Genomic DNA, 17,755 nt, shown 5'->3' on the forward strand with positions numbered 1-17,755 from the left:
ATTTCATTAGCCGGCCACATCCATCAATGCCCAAGCACTCCCGGCCAGCAAATCCATGCGCTGCTTCAGCACCGCGCCAGGTATCGACGTCACTGCAACAAGATTGATGCTCAGATCCTGCTGCGCACCGAACACGCGCGCATCGGGGTCGATCTTGGCCAACAAAGGGTCGATACGATCGGGATCGACTTGAGTTTTTCGCCACCGATTGAAGAAGTCAGGATGACTCAATGCGGCTTGAAGCTGTGCAGCGAACTCTTCGGCCCCGTTCGCACTAAAGCTGAAATCCGGATCCAAGCCGCGCGCCAGCGATGGGTTCTGCAGATTGATGTAGTAGCGAACTAACATTGGATTTCCTCAAGTAAGCCCAATCCACTAACCGCCAATGTAATGCATCTCGATCTTCTTATTGGTCCTGCCCGAACGCCATTGACCTCGCTGCTCACTGTATCGATCCGCCCGAGCCTGCCAGATATCGCGCATCTTCTCCCTGAGGATCGTATCGCCCTGTCCTCCGCGCAACGTGGTTCGTAGGTCTGTGCCCTGGACCGCGAAAAGACAGGTGTAGAACTTGCCATCCGAGGACAATCGCGCACGCGAGCAATCGCCGCAAAATGGCTTGCTGATGGACGAGATCAAGCCTATTTCCCCTGCCCCATCCAGAAACCTGTAGCGCGTGGCCACCTCTCCAGGATAGTGCGCTGGTATGGGCTCCAAAGGCCATTGCTTGCCGATCACCGCCAGCAGTTCATCTGAGCAGACAATGTGCCCCGAGCGCCACTGGTTGTGGCTCCCCACATCCATGTACTCGATAAACCTGACGATGATTCCTGTTGCGCGCGACCAACTCACCAGATCTGGCACGGCGTGCTCATTCACACCTCGCTGAACCACCGTGTTCACTTTGATACCGCCGGGGAAGCCTGCTCGCACCGCCGCCTGCACGCCTACCAGCACCTCACCCACCGAGCCTCGCCCCCCGCTCATTCGATGGAACAAAGTCGGATCCAGTGCATCCAGGCTCACCGTCACCCGATCCAGGCCTGCTTTACGCAGATCTACCGCTTGACGAGCCAGCAACATCCCGTTGGTGGTGAGGGCAAGGTCGGATATTCCCGGAATGGCCTTTAATCTGCCCACCAGCTCCGGCAGGCCAGGCCTCAACAAAGGCTCCCCCCCGTCAATCGCAGCTTGCTCACGCCAAGGTCCGCTGCAGCCCTACAGACCCGCTCTATTTCAGCAAAGCTCAGCCTTTCGTCACTGTCGAGGAAGCGATACTGATCCCCGTATGTGCTCTCCGGCATGCAATAGATGCAGCGAAAGTTGCAGCGATCCATAACTGAGATTCGTAGATCAAGCAACGGCCTTCCGCGAGCATCCAGTGTCGACGCGGATCGGACTTGAGCCTTCGAGGCTTCATAGCTTTTCACACTAGAACGCATACGCCCTCAATGCAGCTTGATCTTGGTGGATATCGATCTGCGCAGTAGGTTGGCCAGCATGTCAACACTGGTTCTTCACCATCCATGCAGGGCCACGCAGTGCATTCGATACAAAGAGCGATACATGATCCTGGCCACTATCCCATCAACGAACAGTCGACCACTGATGAGTCCACCCATCAGGTTTCCCATAGCGCCTAGTCTTCCAAGTGACACCAACGAGCCGAAATCCCTATACCGGAACAGTGGCAACCGTTCAGTGGGATGCGCCAATCGAACGCGCAGGGCTCGCAGGAGGAAGCCCACTTGCTGGTGGGCCGCTTGTGCTCTTGGTGGAACCCAGGCTGCCTGCTCAGTCCAATGGCACTGCGCGCAGTCTCCAATAGCGAAGATGGCATCGTCGTCCAGTGTTTGTAATGTCTGCCTCACCGCCAGTTGGCCCCGCTCGCCCACAATGAGTCCGTCCAGCTTTGAGAGCAGAGGCAGTGCCTTGATGCCTGCAGCCCACACTGTAAGGTCAGCGCCGTGAAACGTTACTTCGGATGTAAACAGACCTTGTGCGGTAACCTCTTTCACCTGCTCACGTAGTATCAGTTGGACGCCATAACGCTCCAAGAGTTCTGCAGCCGCCTCAGAAACCCGCTCAGGAAGGGTAGGTAGAATGCGATCCCCAGCCTCAATAGTCGAGATCTGGATATCCCGCATGGGATCAAGATGGTGCAGCCCATAGACGGACAGGAAGCGGGCCGTCTGTCGCAGCTCTGCAGCCAGTTCGACACCCGTCGCACCGCCGCCTACGATCATGATCCGCACACGGCGTTTGGATGGGGATTGGACGCTATCAGCGCGTATGCAGGCCGATACCAGACTGGCCCGAAATCGCTCCGCGTCCTGCACCGTGTCCAGAGCAAAAGTATGCTCATGTGCACCGGGGATGCCGAAGAAGTTGGTGATGCTGCCTACGGCCATGATCAACGTGTCATAGGGCAGTTCCCTAGCTGAGAACAACGCTCGCCCTTCGCCATCGAATACGGGGCCCACACTAACAAGCTGCTTCTTTCGATCCAGCCCCGTCATCGCGCCCTGCACGAAGTCGAAACCATGCCAGTAGCCCTGAGCTGCATAGTCAACCTGATGAACCCAAGGGTCCAGGCTCCCCGAAGCGACTTCATGGAGCAGTGGCTTCCAGACATGGAAAGGTTCTGGGTCTACCAGCGTTACTTCAACGCCCACATCTCGGCCGTAGCGATCGCCCAACTGGGTGGCCAGCTCCAACCCCCCTGCCCCTCCCCCAACCACCACGACTCTATGCATTAGCGAGGTCTCTCTGATCGGTTAGCACTCCTGGCGATGGCCTTGCACGCCAGCCTGCACTGCACATTTGGCAGAGCAACAAGCATGCCAACCAGATGAGCCAACGAACTCAGTCTCTTGCATTGCATGCACCGCAAACCAAAGACAACTTGTCCACTGGCAGATAGACATTCTGTCCGCCAGGGCCATGCTTAGAGGCGTTAGGATGAGACTGCCGCCCGCGCCAGGAGCAGTTAGATGGACTACGTAAAGCTTCCCAATGACGTGGCAGTGACCAATCTCATCCTGCAGAACCTGATCAGAAAACTCTTAGAGCGAGGCGCCTTGTCCGAACAAGACATCCGTAGCCTGCTCTTGATATCAGCCGAGAACATCGACCTTGTGGGCGATGAACTCACTCGTCCGGCGGCGCAAGCCATCGTTCAATCCCATCTACTGCCGGCTATTCTCCAGCGATAGGCATAAACACCATGGAGTCAGAAGACTCAGAACACGGAATCCTCGTTCGAAGCGCCTAATGGTCCCAGCTCATGCTGAATCGACCTGAGCACCCTGCGCAGCGCGTGGATCTGATCGACCAAATGCAATGCCACCTCGATACCCGCATCGTTCACGCCAAAGTCCGCACTAAGATCCCGAACGAAGTAGACCCGCGCCACATCCACCGCTGTCAGGTGAACACCCACTTCGGTCTTTGATGGAGTGACCCACTCGTTCTCAATCCAATGTTGCAGGACTTCACGCTTGATGCCGGAGTTGGATAGGAACACCTCGATATCAATGTTCATTGCTTGCTCTCCTGGCGTGGGTCGAAGGAACGCCCAGCCTCCCACGCGTCTACAAAGTCTTTCAGAGCAGGATCAACTGGCCTCGGCAGTGCGATCCGCAGCTTGACGAACTCATCTCCCCTGCCCCCTCCGCGGATTGGCATCCCATGGCCCTTCAACCGCATCTTCACACTGCCGTCTGAACCCGGTGGAACCGTCACCTCGAGCCTGCCAGTGGGCGTCGGCACGCGAACTTTCCCACCAAGCACGGCTTCGCTGAGCGATATCGGAATCTCAATGGTCAGATCATCACCATCGCGTGTGAAGCGAGCATCTGGCCTGACTTCGAGCTCAATCAGCGCATCGCCCGCCCTGCCTTTGCCAGCGCCCGGTGCGCCTTTGCCCCTCAATCTTATGGCCTGCCCGTCCACCACACCGGCCGGCACCACGACGTCCAACGTGTCGCCTGTGGGCAAGGTCAAACGCTTCTTTCCGCCCTCGATGGCCTCAGACAGGTCAATGGACAAGCGATAGTGGAGATCCTGTCCGGGACGGTTGGCTCGAGCCTGTGCGCTTCGCCGCATCAGATCGGCGAACGGATCATCGCCCTGCATGAAGTCCGCATAGGCATCATCACCACCGTATCCATACGCCTGCTCGGAATCGGCATAGTCACGGTAATAGTTATGCCGCGGCCTTTCGGCGCCGGTCTCATCGATCTCCCCCGCATCAAATCGCGCTCGTTTCTCAGGATCGCTGAGCAAGCGGTAGGCATTGTTAACGTCCTTGAATGTCTCCTCAGCCGCCTTATCGCCGGGATTCAAATCGGGATGTAGCTTCCTGGCCAGCCGACGATAGGCCTTCTTGATCTGATCAAGGGATGCGTTGGCCTCGACGCCAAGCACTTGGTATGGATTGCTCAAAACCTAATCTCCACAGACGTGTTCACTTCAGATGCCCGATAGAGGGCGATCAAGGGACGCTTTCGGGCAGCCAGAGGGTAAAGGTTGCCCCTTTTCCAACGCCACTTGTAACGGTGAGTGTGCCCGCCTGCCTGACAGCCAGCATCTGACTGATGGACAAGCCAAGCCCCGTCCCCTCCTGCTGCTTGGTCGAAACGAAGGGGTCAAAGATGCGGTCGAGCATATCTGCCGTAATGCCCGCTCCGGTGTCCGCCACCTGAATGGCCACTCCCGCATCGCCCGTGGCGCTCTCTGCATCCACCGTCCGGAGCACCAATTTCCCGCCTTTGGGCATGGCATGGATGGCATTGACGATGAGATTGACCAGAATCTGCTGGACTGGACAGAGGCAACCAGAAGACACTGAATCCATAGGCCATGCCGATGCACAAATGCATCGCCAGCGCACAAGGCGGAACCAGCCATCGGTTAAACCCAGGTCGCGCAACACTGCGGGACTTGTCCAGAAACCCTACTGTGGCCCCACTGTTGGCTGCCTTCTCCATACATCTCCTCCCAAAGATTGCTGGTATCGACATTGGCCCACGATGGAGTGGGCCTGCGCGCCAGGATGTTGTTGGCCCGCAAGACGCTACCACCGCGTTAGAGACATAATGTCCGGACCGGACGGACAGAATGTCCAATCGCGAAACCTGCTTCCGCGGCTCTGTTAGAGGGAGGGTTTACGACCCGATCGGGAAAGGTCTATCCTCACCCGGCTCGTCGACAGTTTGTCCGACGATGTTCTGATGGCCAGCGAGGCCATTGACCTTTAGCGCCATGGGGTGGACGGGTGAAGGCATGACATGCGTAACCAACACCGGCTCGCCCCTCAAGTATGCGCAACGCCCGATCTGGCGCGTGCAGGGCGAAGTAGGCGTCAAGACAAGTGATCAGGTCGCCGAGGAAGTGCCTATCGCTATGCTCTGCAACGATCGCTCCTATGCCGTGATGATGGCAACCCCCGGCGATCTGGATGATTTCGCACTGGGCTTCTCCTTGACCGAAGGATTGATCCACCATCCAGATCAGTTGTTGGATGTCCAAACCAATAGCTATGTGGAAGGGATTTCCCTTTCCATGCAAGTTGCATCCGAGGCGCCGGTCAACTCGCTTTCTACGGATGACCAAAGATTGCTCCCTGGTCGCAGCGGGTGCGGCATTTGCGGCACCCGACAACTTGAAGACCTTGTTCGGCAGCCACTCCCGGTCGCTGACGTGCGGTCGTTCTCCGCGCATGCATTGCGCCATGCCTTGGCGACACTCAACCAGCACCAACCCATCAATGATGCGACCGGCTCCATGCACGCCGCGGCCTGGGCCGATGCCAACGGTGATACTCAAATCACACGCGAAGACGTGGGAAGACACAACGCTTTGGACAAACTCATCGGCGCGCTCAGGCGCAAGGCGACCAATCCAGTCGACGGCTTCGTTCTCATATCCAGCCGGGCCAGCTATGAAATGATCGCCAAGGCAGCAAGCGCAGGCGTGAGCATGATTGCGGCGATCTCTGCACCTACGGCCCTGGCGATCGATCTGGCACGCGGCGCAGGCATATGCCTCGTCGGCTTTTCCCAGCCTCAACGCTACAACATCTACACCTATCCGGAGCGCCTGATATGACCATGCGCCTGGGAATGCACCCGCTGACTGAAAGCGCAGGCCCATTGCTGGCGCCAAGCTCACTCATAGGCGCAGTCGCAATAGGGCTCGTGGTGCTCTGCATCTGTGCCACGCTGGCCTGGTTTACACGCCGGACCGCCAAACGCTTGGAGCACCGGCTTTCAGACGTGACGGTATTACAGTTCGCCAGTGTCTTTGTGCAAATGCTGATCTATCTGTTTGGAACAGCCGCATTCGCCCACATTGTCCCCGAGCTTCGCACCCTTGGCACCGCCCTTCTGGCCGGCGCGAGCATCATTTCGGTGGTAATCGGCTTGGCTGCCCAAGACACCCTTGGCAATCTCATCGCGGGCTTTTCCCTCGTGCTCTCCAAAGCCATTCGCGTGGGCGATGATGTGCGGATCTACTCTCCCGTTGGCACCATCTCAGCGCGCGTGAAGGAAATATCCCTGGGCTTCACCTCTTTGATAGATGAAGAATCCAATGAAGTCGTCATTCCCAACGGCGTCATCATGAATGGGGCTGTGGTCCGTATAGTCAATGCCGCAAAGAAAGGATGAGTTCACAGGGTTTCCCCCGACCCGTGCCATACCAGACATCGTTTGAGCGAGGGATCCAAGCCATGGCACAGCCGGAAATATATACCGAGCAACAGATTCACCAGGCCATCATCAACAATGAGATGTTCTTGGAGTATATGCCCACGGTTTCATTGGCCGAGAATCTGCGCTGCGTGGGCGCAGAAGCCTTGGTCCGATGGAAGCATGACGGCCATGTTGTCGAGCCAATGGCCTTTGTGCGGGTAGTGGAGAACACGCCGGTCGCCGGTGCGTTAACCTACTGGGTGATTGACCAAGTGGCCAAGGAGCTTGGGCCCTGGCTCAAGAGAAATCCTTGCACCCAGATCGGCATCAACGTTCCCCCCGAGGTCCTGGGCCGTGGCGGGTTCGAGTATGTGGCCCGCACATCAAAGCTGCTGGACTACCCTGGCTCCATCCTGCTGGAGGTCACCGAGCGGGGCATCCCTGACAGGCTAGGCCTCGAAGAGCTCAAAGAAGTATCGGATGAAGGTGTATCCATCGGCCTGGATGACATCGGGGCACGAAGCCGGAACCTGCTGGTGCTCTTCCAGGCACCGGTGGACGTGATCAAATTGGATCGCGAGGTTACGCGTAGTATCGATGACGGGGGGCACAGCGAACTTCTGCAGGAGCTGGCACCCCTCATCCATGCCAGCGGACGAAAGGTCGTGGCCGAGTGCGTCGAGCGTATCGAACAAGAATCAGCGCTTCGTAAGGCAGGCATTGAGATGGCACAAGGATGGCTGTATTCGAAGTCCCTGCCCGCGGAAGAATTCATGGCCTGGCACGCGGCACATCAGCACGCAAAGAATGAGCAACAGGAGCAGGTGTGACCTCAGCTATCTCCCAACCGGTCGTAACCAAGATCACTCGGGCGGCCATTTTTCTTGTAGTCGTCTTCAAACAAGACGCCGATCCGCTAAAGGCATGCGGCGCATTGTGCTCGGACATGAGTTCCATACTCCGTGCGATAGGCTCCCGTGCGCCCGAGGCGGGCCTGTCTTGCATCATGGGGTTTGGTTCCGACGCGTGGGATAGGCTCTTTGGGCAGCCCAGACCCAAGGACCTCCACCCGTTCCGCGAGATCAAAGGTCAACATCATGCGGTCTCAACGCCCGGCGATGTCCTTTTCCATATCCGCGCCGATCGCATGGACTTGTGTTTCGAACTGGCGTCGGTCCTGATAGAGCGTCTGGGGGCTGATATCGCCACGACGGACGAAGTCCATGGTTTCAGCTATTTTGACAGCCGCGACCTCATCGGCTTTGTCGATGGCACAGAAAATCCTGCAGATCAGGACGCCGTAGATGCGGTCATCATCGGCGAGGAGGACCCCTCTTTCGCAGGTGGAAGCTACGTGATCATCCAGAAGTATCTGCACGACCTCACCGCGTGGAACAGGCTTCCCGTTTCGACCCAAGAGGCCATCATCGGGCGCAAGAAGCTCTCCAATATCGAGATTGCCGACGAAGAGAAGGCCCCCTACGCCCACAACGTCCTGACTAACATCACCAAAGATGGCAAACAGTTGCAGATCCTTCGGGACAACATGCCCTTCGGAGATGCAGGCAAGGGAGAGTTTGGCACCTATTTCATTGGCTACGCCCGCTCGCCCGAACGCACCGAGCAGATGCTCACCAATATGTTCGTCGGCAATCCGCCCGGCAACTACGACCGCCTGCTTGATTTCAGCAAAGCCATCACAGGAAGCCTGTTCTTTGTTCCCTCGGTGGATCTGCTCGAAACCCTTCCCGCACGCCCCGACTCACCGCCAGCAACCCGAGACGGGGGCTCTGCTCCCGCGGAAACTGACAGTGAGAAGGACGGTTCACTCCGCATTGGATCATTGAAAGGAGAGTAGCCCCATGAACAACCTGCATCGTCAACTGGCACCCATCTCTGCCGGTGCATGGGAGCAGATCGAGGAAGAAGCATCCAGGACGCTCAAGCGCTATCTGGCTTCGCGCAAGATCATTGACGTCATCGGCCCCGCTGGATCCGATCTGGCGGCCGTGGGCACCGGCCACCTCCAAGCCCTAAAGTCCGAGCAAGACGGTTTGACGGTGAGCCAGCACAAAGTAAAGGCACTGGTGCGATTTCGTGCCCCCTTTAAGCTGTCCCGTGAGGCGATCGATTCGGTGGAGCGCGGCGCCAACGATCCGGATCTCCAGCCTCTCAAGGAGGCTGCCCGCTGTATCGCATTTGCCGAAGACAGGGCCATTATCGACGGCTACGCACTGGCCAACATCGACGGAATTCGCCCCAGCAGCAGCAATCGGGCCGTCGCCTTGCCTGGCGATGTCAAGGCCTATCCGGCCGCTGTGGAGCGAGCGGTCGCGACACTCAAAGATGCCGGCGTCAATGGACCCTACAAGCTTGTGCTGGGCCGCAAGCCCTATGAGCAGCTTGGTGGCGCCCCAGCAGAGAGCTACCCCGTTCTCAAAGACATTCGCGGACTGATCGACGGGGAGATCATCTGGGCTCCGGCCATCGAAGGGGGACTCATGCTCACAGGGCGCGGCGGCGATTTCGAACTGCACGTAGGCGAGGATCTGTCCATCGGCTACATAGGACACACCCATGAGGATGTGGAGCTGTATTTCCAGGAGAGCTTCACCTTTCTCAACCTGACCACCGAAGCTTCGGTGGATCTTTCGTCAGACGCCTGATCCCGTCCGACAGGAGCAATGCACATGCAACCGCAAGAATTCGACTTCTACATCAATCCCAGCCGCCCCACCCTGGGTCTCTATGTGCGCAAGGGTGCAGGTCTGCCTGATCTGGCGAACCCAAACCAATGGCAGTTGGAAGGACACGTCTGGCAGAACGAGATCCCACCGGACAAGCTCAAGGAGTTGGAAGCCAACGGCCATCTATTCCTGGAACTGGGCTAAACCCTGACCCACCCCCGGACTCCAAATCAGGCCGCTACTGCTACTGATAGCCGGGGGGACGTTGAAGCCGGCCAACGTCGGTAGCGTCGGGCGGATGCTTGGAAGCATCACATCCGAGTTGGCTAGATGCACGCCAAGAAATGAAGGCCCGCATCTGGGGGCCTTTGCTCGGGGCTTGCAGCGGATACTCGCCCTACCCTCGATAACGCGCCCTAATCGGAAGGTTGACAGTCTCTCCGGTGCATACAAGCAGTCGGCGGATCAGTCGACATGAGCTGACAGCAAGATTGCCGCGGCGAGACAATGAACTCATAAGCTGTTTCTGATTGTCTCCTCGCTTCCGCTTGCGGCCAACTCGGGCTCGTAAGCCGGCGAACCTGCCGCCTCCCTGCGACAGAGTGCTAGTGATCATCTGTACTCATGAATTCATCCAGATGGATCAGGATCGAACTCTGCCGCAACTCGCCAAGACAATCCCTGCAAACATCGCTCCTATCCGCCCATCTCCATAAGCGTTCCATCGCCGAGCCAGCCACATCCAGGCAGGGCCAGGCCATGAAGGGAGCGTTGGTGATGACGGATCAGTTAAGGCCCTCCAAGCCCTAAATGCCCCCAGCAAAGCCGCCGCTCTGTCCATAGGACCAAGACTGCCAGTTCGTGCTGGTCCCAAGGGGCGATACTGTCTTTGAGGATTGGGTAGCTTCCAGCCCGCGCCTTCGATCGACCAAGCAACCTCGGCGCTTGCGATGCTTCCGAATTGAGGACCCCAGTTGCGCCCAGCCGCCAGTACCAGATCCCGCCGGAGTCTCGCGTCCCATCGTTCTAAACAGCTGTGACGCCACATTTCGAGCCAACCCCAAAGTGCAAAGATCTCTTCGTTGGTGTCTACCGGCATAGCTCCCTCTGTGGGTTGATAGGTGAGCAAAAGACGGTGCTTGCAACAAGCGATGGCTCGAACGTCGAGCCAATCCACTACGACCGGGTAGCGGTGACCGCCGGGAACTGCGATAGAACAAAGTGGGCATTTCATGCCACGCCATTCAGGTCCCACACGCCACGAGACGGGGATGCGATCTACGCGACCTAGCTCGGGAGGAACAGCTCCCCAATTGGTTCCAGCTAGGCGACGCTCTGGTTCTTCAACTGAGAAGCGACACCACTGCCGCCAATCGGAAGATCCAAGTTTCAGCATCTCGCGTGTAGCGTCCAGCCACGAGTAGATGCTCTCGTCTGGATAAGGGACGGCTGCAACGGGTAGGTCCTCAATTCTCAAGGCCCTTCTCCTCAACACAAATTTCAGATTTCCAACATTCTTCTAGAAGTTCGATGGTCAAGCGCCCCTCCCCGCGCAAGTGTGCTAGTCGAGCTGCTCCAAGAATTACTTCCAAGAGCCGAAACGTGATGCAGCAGTCGTGTGTTGTTAGCCATCGCACTACAACTTTGCTGTCTAGATTTGATGGTTTCGGCAATCGCAGCTCGAGCTCGATACCTGCCAAGAACTGGCGAAAATCGTTTGACTCAGACCAGACTGGTAGTTCGACTTTCTTGAAACGTGATGCGAGTTGTTCGTCTGCCGCCAGTACATTGATCATATTTTTCGTCGTAGCAATGCAGACCGTAATTCCTAGATTGCAGATGGATTTTATGAGTGCCAAGGTGTACTGCTGGCCGGACCTTCCAGCATTGAGGATATGCCCTGCCTCATCAATAAGTAGCTGTTTAACGCCTGATGCCTGCAACACATCGGCAACTTGCTCATGGATATTCTGAGTCTTTCGGATAGGAAATCCAGGCAGACAGGCATTGACGATAGAACGGCACATCTTCATGCAACTTCCGTCATATGGCGCTTCAATAAGAATCGCCTCACGATACCGCGAGCCACTCGTTTCACGTTCAGCCGACACTTGAGACATATAGTGATTGAGCAATCTGCTCTTTCCGCTTCCTGCGGCAGCGGCGATGTGCAGACACACAGGTCGGCTCCTCCGATACTCGCCAGCGCGTAGTTGACTCAACACTTTGAGAATACGAACAGAGTGAGAACTCAATACAAACGGTAGATCTCCTTCGAGATTGGGAGTGGAGCTCCCGCATTCCTGAATAATTTTCATTCGATCATCCCCTCCTTGTGCGGAAGGGGAACCGCTGGCATGGTGTAATCGACATCGCGCGCCGGCTCGCGCGGCTTTACCTCTGGGAGCCTTGCGACCTTGCGGCGCGCCTTCTTGGAGATCTTCGCCGCGTCAAACAATATCTCGCGCTGGCGCTCGACCGCATCAAGCAGTTCGCCCTCCGATGCCGCCTTCCGTCCCTGTTCTTTTAGATGGCTGCGGATGTCGCGCAGCTCCCAATAGGAAAAGGTCCCTCTGGAGCGATCCAGTAACGGGACATCAATGTAGTCACCAGCTGCGTACAAGAACACCTTGCTGAGATCACGCTGACTGAAGTGAACTATGTGGTCAAGACCATCATTAATGAACGGTGTTAATGCCGGATCCCAATAGCTCAAGGAATGTAACTGGATTCCTGTACGGCCTATCTTGCGCCCGGCGGCTGGCAGGAACCCGAGCGTGAAATCACGTGGGTCACCGATGAGAGGCGGAAACCGGGTGCTTCCTTCTTTGTCGGTCCACGACTGTTCCCACATCTGCAGGGGCGTCAGCCCACCAAGACCGAAATGAGGAGAGTTGTGGTACACGCCTGCAATCTCGAGCGCAAGCCATTGCTCGAGCTCTGAGAAGCTGAGAATAGCCCGCTTTTCTGAGGGATAGTCTCCCCTTTGCTTTGAGTTAGAGAACGTCGTCCCTGGGAGCAAGTGCACCGCCCCCATCATGGTTCCGATGTACCGCTCGATGTACGCGCCATAGTGCGGCTTTCGCACCGGTCTTGGCCTCACTTCAATCCCGTATCGCTCGCATTGCGCGAGGAGGGACTTGGTCTTGAAGGTTTTCGCGTTATCCCATGCAATTCGTGACATCTTTCCGAAGATTGGATACTTAGTCTTCTCTCCGAGACCAATGGATCTTAGCCACTTCTCCTTGGGAAGGCAGCTGTGCTCTAAGGTGAGCGCAACAGAGGTTTGATCAGGAGGATCAAAGCTCATGTAGTAACCAACTACGCATCGCGTGAATACATCGATGGCGACCGTAATCCACGGTCGACCGATCACCTGCCTTGTCACTGGACTAACCACCATCAGATCGACAACTGCATGATCTATCTGGACTATCTCGAGCGGATATGTTGCATGCAAGTTCCGGATCGAAGGAGCCTGCTTCGCTAGCGCCTCGTGAGATCCCTTTCGCTTGATCGCCACATGCATGGGATCGCGAGCTTTTATGCGTGCGCTGACAGCTGCGTAGCTGGGCGCCGTGACATCTGCCTGATCGGCAAGCTGTTTACACCTGCGTACGACTGCAGAAACTGTGCTGCCTTCACGCACGAGGTAGACCTCATCTATGGCAGAAGCAATCAGACCTTCCACCAAAGGGGAGAGAAGCCGCGCCTTCGGTGGAGGACCTGGCAAGCTAGGTAACTGAGCTGCGGGAAGAGGGTTGGCGCGATAGATCCGCCATCGACGCCTCACAGTTTTGCTGGAGACGCCAAACTCAATAGCGAGTTGGTCGCACGTCGGCTTCGGTAACCTCGCGCCGCACTTCCTAAGTGTTACAGCCAGTGCACTGGTCCATTTGCGGGCGGAGGCCTCCTGGTCAGGATTAGCGTGAGCGACGTGACGGATCCTGTCACTCGACGCGTGCTGGTTGTACGACGAAAGGTCCCCGACCGCCACCCACTGATAGTCGGACGTGCCCTCAGCCCGGATGTGGATCTTGTCAGGAGTAACGCAATTTAGAATTCGGGACAGCTTCCCACCACACATAACCAACTCGCCCGGCTTAATGACCAGGTCTTTCATTGGGCGAGCTGCCCTCATTGTCGAACTCATAAGTGGGTCCTCGGACCCGAGGCAACAGGCACCCGCCTCCTGTATTGACACAGAAAGAGAAGCGTGAAAGGCTAGCCCCAATCGGCGGAACATCCGGTTGTTTAGAAAGGTCAGGGCTGCCACCCTGGCCTTTCGTCGTTCTAGCCATAGACACCTGTGTCCATCAGGCCATAGTTTGTGTCTCCGCCGATTGGATGATTGCCACAGCACGCGGCATCAAATCATTAACACGACAAGATTGCGCATGCAAATGCAACCCATTGACCAAAAAAGGGTTTTTTGGAAATTCTCCGCCCTAGTCAGGCGCCTGCAGCGACTTGATATTTGCGACGGCGAGTGCGAAATTCATGCCCATATCACTACAGCAGCGGCCCGACTCAAGCCGGTTACCGACGCGCTTTCGCGTTGAATCGCTCGTAGACATCTGTGTACGCCGATGTCCACGCGTAAATTGAGATTTCTACAACTCCATAGTGCAACACTGCTCCGAAGGCAGGCATTCGCTAAAGCGCGTAAATGTTCGCGCGAGCTCTACAGTTGAACAGTTGAAGTGCATCCACTGGAGCACATGGGGTCTCATAGGTATGTACATGCCTAGCAGTGGCGAACGAGCACTTGCTACCCATAGCGATAGGAGTGAACCGTCATGAAGCCGACAACCCCAAACGGCGTGAAGGCTGTCATTTTCGATGTGTTTGGAACGCTTATTGAGATTCCTAACCCTAAACGTCCCTATCGACAGTTGCTTGAAATGGCCCGCAACGATGGGATTCAGCCGCCTGGAAACGTGCCGGCCGAAATGATGTCAAAGCGACTCACACTCCGTGAAGCTGCGCAGTTGTTGGGCGTTCAACTCTCGCGGGACATTCACCTAAGACTAGAGCGTGAACTGAAAGATGAGCTTGACAGCGTAAGGATGTTTCCAGAGGTCCCCGAAGTCTTAAGATTACTGCGCGAACGTGGCTACATCTTGGCGGTCTGCTCCAACCTTGCTGCTCCGTATGTTGAACCCGCAAACCATCTACTTGCTCCGTACATCGATGTCGCGATCTGGAGTTGCGATGTGGGTTGGGTGAAGCCTGAGCCTCAGATCTACCTTTCGGCTGTGCGAAAGGTTGGTTTACCAGCCTCTGAAGTACTCATGGTGGGTGACACCTATCGTACGGACGTCGCAGGTGCACAAGCGGCTGGCCTGCACGCGCGGCTGCTCGACCGGGTAGGTCGCGGCAGCAGCGCCGTCACTAGTTGGTCAACGCTCAATGCGCTGGTTTCTTCAGAACTGCCAAGCATCCGCAAGCGCAACTAAGGTACTGAGGTCGCGCTGCGGTATGGAATCTGTAGGTCATAGAACTCGAACTGAGTTCTCTACAACACACGAAATCCAAACGGTGTTTGCGTCTGAGAAAAGCAAGAGTGCGGTGCGGAATGTGTAGGTCATTTTCATCCATCGACTCGCTTCGGAAAGTACGGAATATGTAGGCCATGTCTACTTTCCGCCCCATCGGCCTCTGCGACTTTGAATCGCGTCCATGAGCTTCTACTTCCCGTAGGATCGTGTCCTTGAGCCAAACTACTCGCTCGCGCAGGCGCCGATCATGCAGCTGAATCTATAAAGATCAATGACTTGCACAGGGACATTAAAAAGCTAAATCGACATCATCTCACCTACCATCCCGGCCTCCTAAGGATCAGGGGGGAAATTGAGGCATGAGTGACAGTTACAACATCGACCGCAGGCCGCCTTGCTGGCCGACCGGCGAACAATGCCCGAACGCGTGTGCATCAGCGCACCACCGGCGCATCATCGAAAACCACGTCGAGCTCCACGTCCCTTGGGCTGGTTGGCGACTGGCTGGGCGTAACCTGGCAGCGAACGAATCCCGTAACGTCGAATGCGTGACCTGCCCTGGAGCGCCGATGCCTCTGACTTACGTGACGCAATACAAAAAAGGAACGCTGCGCGAATGATCCCGACCCGTTCGGGTTCGAAGCTGGCACAGCAGAAGCACGCCGGGTAGAAATGGAACGAGGAGCACTACGACCGGGACAGCCATTTCAAAGCGTGCTCATCGGCCGTTCGAAGCTATCAATCGTCTTTGAGGGACTGCGCGTGAACTGCTCGGCTATCTGCTCTGGAATGTGCTGAAAAACAGGTGCGGCTTCGGCTCGATCAATAGACTATGCGTCGATAGGCACTGGCTTTCGCTCGGCCCTACGTAGTCTTCGCACCTTGGATAGCTTGTTGCCTACCACGGCCTTCAGCGCTTCCGCTGGCTCCGGAACCAATGAAGGTTGCATGTTCTGGATCTTAGCGTAGTTCTTGCGAGCGTTTGCGAGCTCGAAACCGTAGTCCAGGCCCCTTATCGCAAAGCCGCCAAGCAGACATCCGACCAACACCATCATCGCCAGCGAAACACCTGAAGCCGTACCAAAAAGCTGGTAACTCAACCAGAGTAATAGCATCGCGGCTGGCGCCATTAGGAAGTAGAGCCCAAACGCAGCTACGACTCCGAGCTGCGCATGTCGCGCTTTTGCATAGCGCTTGTTTTTCCATCGGACCAAACCATCATCCAGCTGAAAGAACTGTACCGAGTGGCTCAAGGCCCACAGGGTGTCCGCCGCTTGGGATTTGGAAGCTACGTTGATGACAATCTGCGCCGGTAGGAACTCGCGGCAGTAGTGTCGAATCAATACCTCGCACCAGAGAGGATCACGCTTTGCGCGCTCGAAGTCCCAAAGCTGCAGGAACTCCTGTCTGGCCTTTGCGCGGTCATTATTAAGGGAGTAAATGCCTTTGAAAAGCAAAAACAGCAACACGGCCAAGACAACAATAATCTCCCCGGCCATTCGGTGGCCGAAGCTTCCTGCCAAATTGAGTACGAGCTCCTGCATCCTCTCCCCCTCGCCTTCACTGGCTGGATTCTCAATGAATCATAGCCAAGTTTTCCGACTGTTTGGTCACAGAAGCCTTGATGAAGCAGATGCCCAATCCTTTCGACAGAATGCGCGATTTGGAAACATCCCCCCGCACTGTGGAACGCAGGATTCGATGTGGTTTACCCACGCCCCCCCCCCGATTACCGGTGCATTTTAAAGTAGAAAATCCGGCGTTCTGGGGTGGGCCACTACTCAAACGCAAGCGCAGGGAGATGTTCCTGGATCAGATGGAGCAGGTTACTTAGGTGAAGATGCCGCTTGCATTGATTGAGCCGCACTACCCGGTATCCGGCCGTCGCCGCGGACAGTCAAAGGAAGGCGCAGCGCCTCGCTGACTTCGCTTCGCGCTTCTCATCCACACCGTGCACCAACAGCAAGATCCCGCAAACGCCCTCCCCCGCGCTGCGGTACGCTCCCACCCAATCACCGGTACGGAACAGGCGTCATGGGAGCGGCACGCAAGGCCTTGTGGTACATCGAAAGCCACTTTGCCGAGAACCCCTCGCTGGCCCAGATCGCCGAGGTGGTCGAACTCTCACCGTTCCACCTCGCACGCCTGTTCCAGGTCAGTACCGGAACTTCGATGGCGCGCTACCTTCGTATGCGTCGACTGACCGAGGCGGCGCGGACCCTGGCTGCTGGTGGCGAGCCCATCCTGGACGTCGCCCTGGCCGCAGGCTATGCCTCGCATGCAGCGTTTACCAACGCCTTCACCGAGCAGTTCAAGCTGCCTCCGGAACAGGTTCGCCGGAAGGGTCTGCACGGCCTCGCGCTGTTGGAGGCCATCAAGCTCGACGCCCCATCCCTTCCCTGCGAGGTAGAGCCGGTACGTCGCCGGCAGGGCCCACTGCGTGTGGCGGGCATCCGCGCCCGCCACACCGCCGCTACGGTGGCGTCCATTCCCTCGCAATGGCAGCAGTTGGCACTGACCCGGGAGCTGGGCAAGGACATCGCCTTCGGGGTCTGCTGCAACCGCGATGGCGAGGGTGCCTTCGACTACATCGCCGGCATGGAGATCGGGGCGAGCGCCGCCGTGCCTTCGGCGTGGCATGCCGTTTCCATCCCGGCCGGGGACTATCTGGTGGCGTGGCATGCGGGCCACATCTCGACCATCCGCTCCACCTGGTACTGGCTGTTGAACGACTACCTGCCCGGCTCCGGCCTAGGCCTCGCCGACGCCCCCGACTTTGAACGCTATGACGCCCGCTTCGACGACCGCACCGGAAACGGCGGCGTGGAGATCTGGCTGCCGCTGTCCGACCTGAGTTGATCCAAGGAGACCC

General features: G+C 57.0%; 18 protein-coding genes and 2 pseudogenes. 10 read left to right on the top strand and 10 right to left on the bottom strand.

Annotated features, from left to right (window positions below; all coding sequences use genetic code 11):
* Positions 1-6 precede the first annotated feature (6 nt).
* The 3 genes and pseudogenes from BCV67_RS00300 to BCV67_RS00310 all read right to left on the bottom strand — a co-directional run bounded on the left by BCV67_RS00300 (position 7) and on the right by BCV67_RS00310 (position 2,756).
* On the bottom strand, positions 7-348 hold the full coding sequence (locus tag BCV67_RS00300) for a hypothetical protein (RefSeq protein WP_062165839.1): 342 nt from the start codon (positions 346-348) through the stop codon (positions 7-9).
* A 27-nt stretch (positions 349-375) separates the two neighbouring features.
* Positions 376-1,442: pseudogene (gene moaA, locus BCV67_RS00305) on the bottom strand (GTP 3',8-cyclase MoaA).
* Between the two features lie 75 nt (positions 1,443-1,517).
* A complete protein-coding gene (locus BCV67_RS00310) occupies positions 1,518-2,756 on the bottom strand; it encodes an NAD(P)/FAD-dependent oxidoreductase (protein ID WP_428999489.1) in 1,239 nt (412 codons plus the stop codon).
* 237 nt (positions 2,757-2,993) lie between these two features.
* On the opposite strand from BCV67_RS00310, the gene BCV67_RS00315 reads away from it, so the two are divergent.
* Positions 2,994-3,215, top strand: a complete 222-nt coding sequence (locus BCV67_RS00315; RefSeq protein WP_062165841.1) for a hypothetical protein — start codon at positions 2,994-2,996, stop codon at positions 3,213-3,215.
* Positions 3,216-3,241: 26 nt separating this feature from the next.
* On the opposite strand, the gene BCV67_RS00320 is transcribed toward BCV67_RS00315, so the two are convergent.
* The 4 genes and pseudogenes from BCV67_RS00320 to BCV67_RS20635 all read right to left on the bottom strand — a co-directional run.
* Positions 3,242-3,544: a chaperone modulator CbpM gene (locus BCV67_RS00320; RefSeq protein WP_062165844.1), complete on the bottom strand. Its 303-nt coding sequence runs from the start codon at positions 3,542-3,544 to the stop codon at positions 3,242-3,244.
* Positions 3,541-4,446 (bottom strand): DnaJ C-terminal domain-containing protein, encoded by a 906-nt coding sequence (locus tag BCV67_RS00325; RefSeq protein WP_065867996.1) that lies wholly within the window; start codon positions 4,444-4,446, stop codon positions 3,541-3,543. Before BCV67_RS00325 ends, BCV67_RS00320 begins: the two co-directional genes overlap by 4 nt.
* Positions 4,447-4,495: 49 nt before the next feature.
* Positions 4,496-4,858 (bottom strand): sensor histidine kinase, encoded by a 363-nt coding sequence (locus BCV67_RS00330; protein ID WP_062165846.1) that lies wholly within the window; start codon positions 4,856-4,858, stop codon positions 4,496-4,498.
* Positions 4,809-4,991: pseudogene (locus BCV67_RS20635) on the bottom strand (MFS transporter); the annotation flags it as partial. The gene BCV67_RS00330 and the pseudogene BCV67_RS20635, both read right to left, overlap by 50 nt.
* Positions 4,992-5,286: 295 nt before the next feature.
* Between BCV67_RS20635 and fdhD the strand changes: the two are divergent.
* The 6 genes from fdhD (at position 5,287) to BCV67_RS00360 (ending at position 9,586) form a co-directional block, all read left to right on the top strand.
* Positions 5,287-6,111: a formate dehydrogenase accessory sulfurtransferase FdhD gene (gene fdhD / locus BCV67_RS00335; RefSeq protein WP_062171281.1), complete on the top strand. Its 825-nt coding sequence runs from the start codon at positions 5,287-5,289 to the stop codon at positions 6,109-6,111.
* Positions 6,108-6,671, top strand: coding sequence for a mechanosensitive ion channel family protein (locus BCV67_RS00340; protein WP_062165848.1), 564 nt, complete (start codon positions 6,108-6,110; stop codon positions 6,669-6,671). Before fdhD ends, BCV67_RS00340 begins: the two co-directional genes overlap by 4 nt.
* Positions 6,672-6,733: 62 nt before the next feature.
* The gene (locus tag BCV67_RS00345) at positions 6,734-7,525 is read left to right on the top strand and encodes an EAL domain-containing protein (RefSeq protein ID WP_062165851.1); all 792 of its coding nucleotides are present in this window, start codon (positions 6,734-6,736) and stop codon (positions 7,523-7,525) included.
* Entirely contained in the window at positions 7,522-8,553 is a 1,032-nt protein-coding gene (locus tag BCV67_RS00350) for a Dyp-type peroxidase (RefSeq protein WP_062165853.1), read from the top strand. The genes BCV67_RS00345 and BCV67_RS00350 overlap by 4 nt, the downstream gene beginning before the upstream one ends.
* A 4-nt stretch (positions 8,554-8,557) precedes the next feature.
* Entirely contained in the window at positions 8,558-9,361 is an 804-nt protein-coding gene (locus tag BCV67_RS00355) for a family 1 encapsulin nanocompartment shell protein (RefSeq protein WP_062165855.1), read from the top strand.
* Positions 9,362-9,385: 24 nt separating this feature from the next.
* Positions 9,386-9,586, top strand: coding sequence for a hypothetical protein (locus BCV67_RS00360; RefSeq protein WP_136004745.1), 201 nt, complete (start codon positions 9,386-9,388; stop codon positions 9,584-9,586).
* A gap of 1,262 nt (positions 9,587-10,848) precedes the next feature.
* Here BCV67_RS00360 and BCV67_RS19375 read toward each other — a convergent pair.
* Positions 10,849-11,700, bottom strand: a complete 852-nt coding sequence (locus BCV67_RS19375; protein ID WP_082746431.1) for a TniB family NTP-binding protein — start codon at positions 11,698-11,700, stop codon at positions 10,849-10,851.
* Positions 11,697-13,505, bottom strand: coding sequence for a Mu transposase C-terminal domain-containing protein (locus BCV67_RS00365; RefSeq protein ID WP_062165859.1), 1,809 nt, complete (start codon positions 13,503-13,505; stop codon positions 11,697-11,699). The genes BCV67_RS19375 and BCV67_RS00365 overlap by 4 nt, the downstream gene beginning before the upstream one ends.
* Before the next feature lie 676 nt (positions 13,506-14,181).
* Here BCV67_RS00365 and BCV67_RS00370 point away from each other — a divergent pair.
* Both BCV67_RS00370 and BCV67_RS19875 read left to right on the top strand, forming a co-directional pair.
* Positions 14,182-14,841 (top strand): HAD family hydrolase, encoded by a 660-nt coding sequence (locus BCV67_RS00370; protein ID WP_082746433.1) that lies wholly within the window; start codon positions 14,182-14,184, stop codon positions 14,839-14,841.
* A gap of 401 nt (positions 14,842-15,242) precedes the next feature.
* The gene (locus BCV67_RS19875) at positions 15,243-15,503 is read left to right on the top strand and encodes a hypothetical protein (RefSeq protein WP_156455703.1); all 261 of its coding nucleotides are present in this window, start codon (positions 15,243-15,245) and stop codon (positions 15,501-15,503) included.
* 210 nt (positions 15,504-15,713) lie between these two features.
* Here BCV67_RS19875 and BCV67_RS00375 read toward each other — a convergent pair whose 3' ends face one another.
* Entirely contained in the window at positions 15,714-16,427 is a 714-nt protein-coding gene (locus BCV67_RS00375; protein ID WP_062165863.1) for a hypothetical protein, read from the bottom strand.
* Positions 16,428-16,917: 490 nt separating this feature from the next.
* Here BCV67_RS00375 and BCV67_RS00380 point away from each other — a divergent pair, with 490 nt between their 5' ends.
* Complete coding sequence (locus BCV67_RS00380) at positions 16,918-17,742, top strand: AraC family transcriptional regulator (RefSeq protein WP_062165865.1); 825 nt, start codon at positions 16,918-16,920, stop codon at positions 17,740-17,742.
* Positions 17,743-17,755: the final 13 nt, after the last annotated feature.

It is taken from the genome of Stenotrophomonas nitritireducens (assembly GCF_001700965.1).
GTDB lineage: Bacteria > Pseudomonadota > Gammaproteobacteria > Xanthomonadales > Xanthomonadaceae > Stenotrophomonas > Stenotrophomonas nitritireducens_A.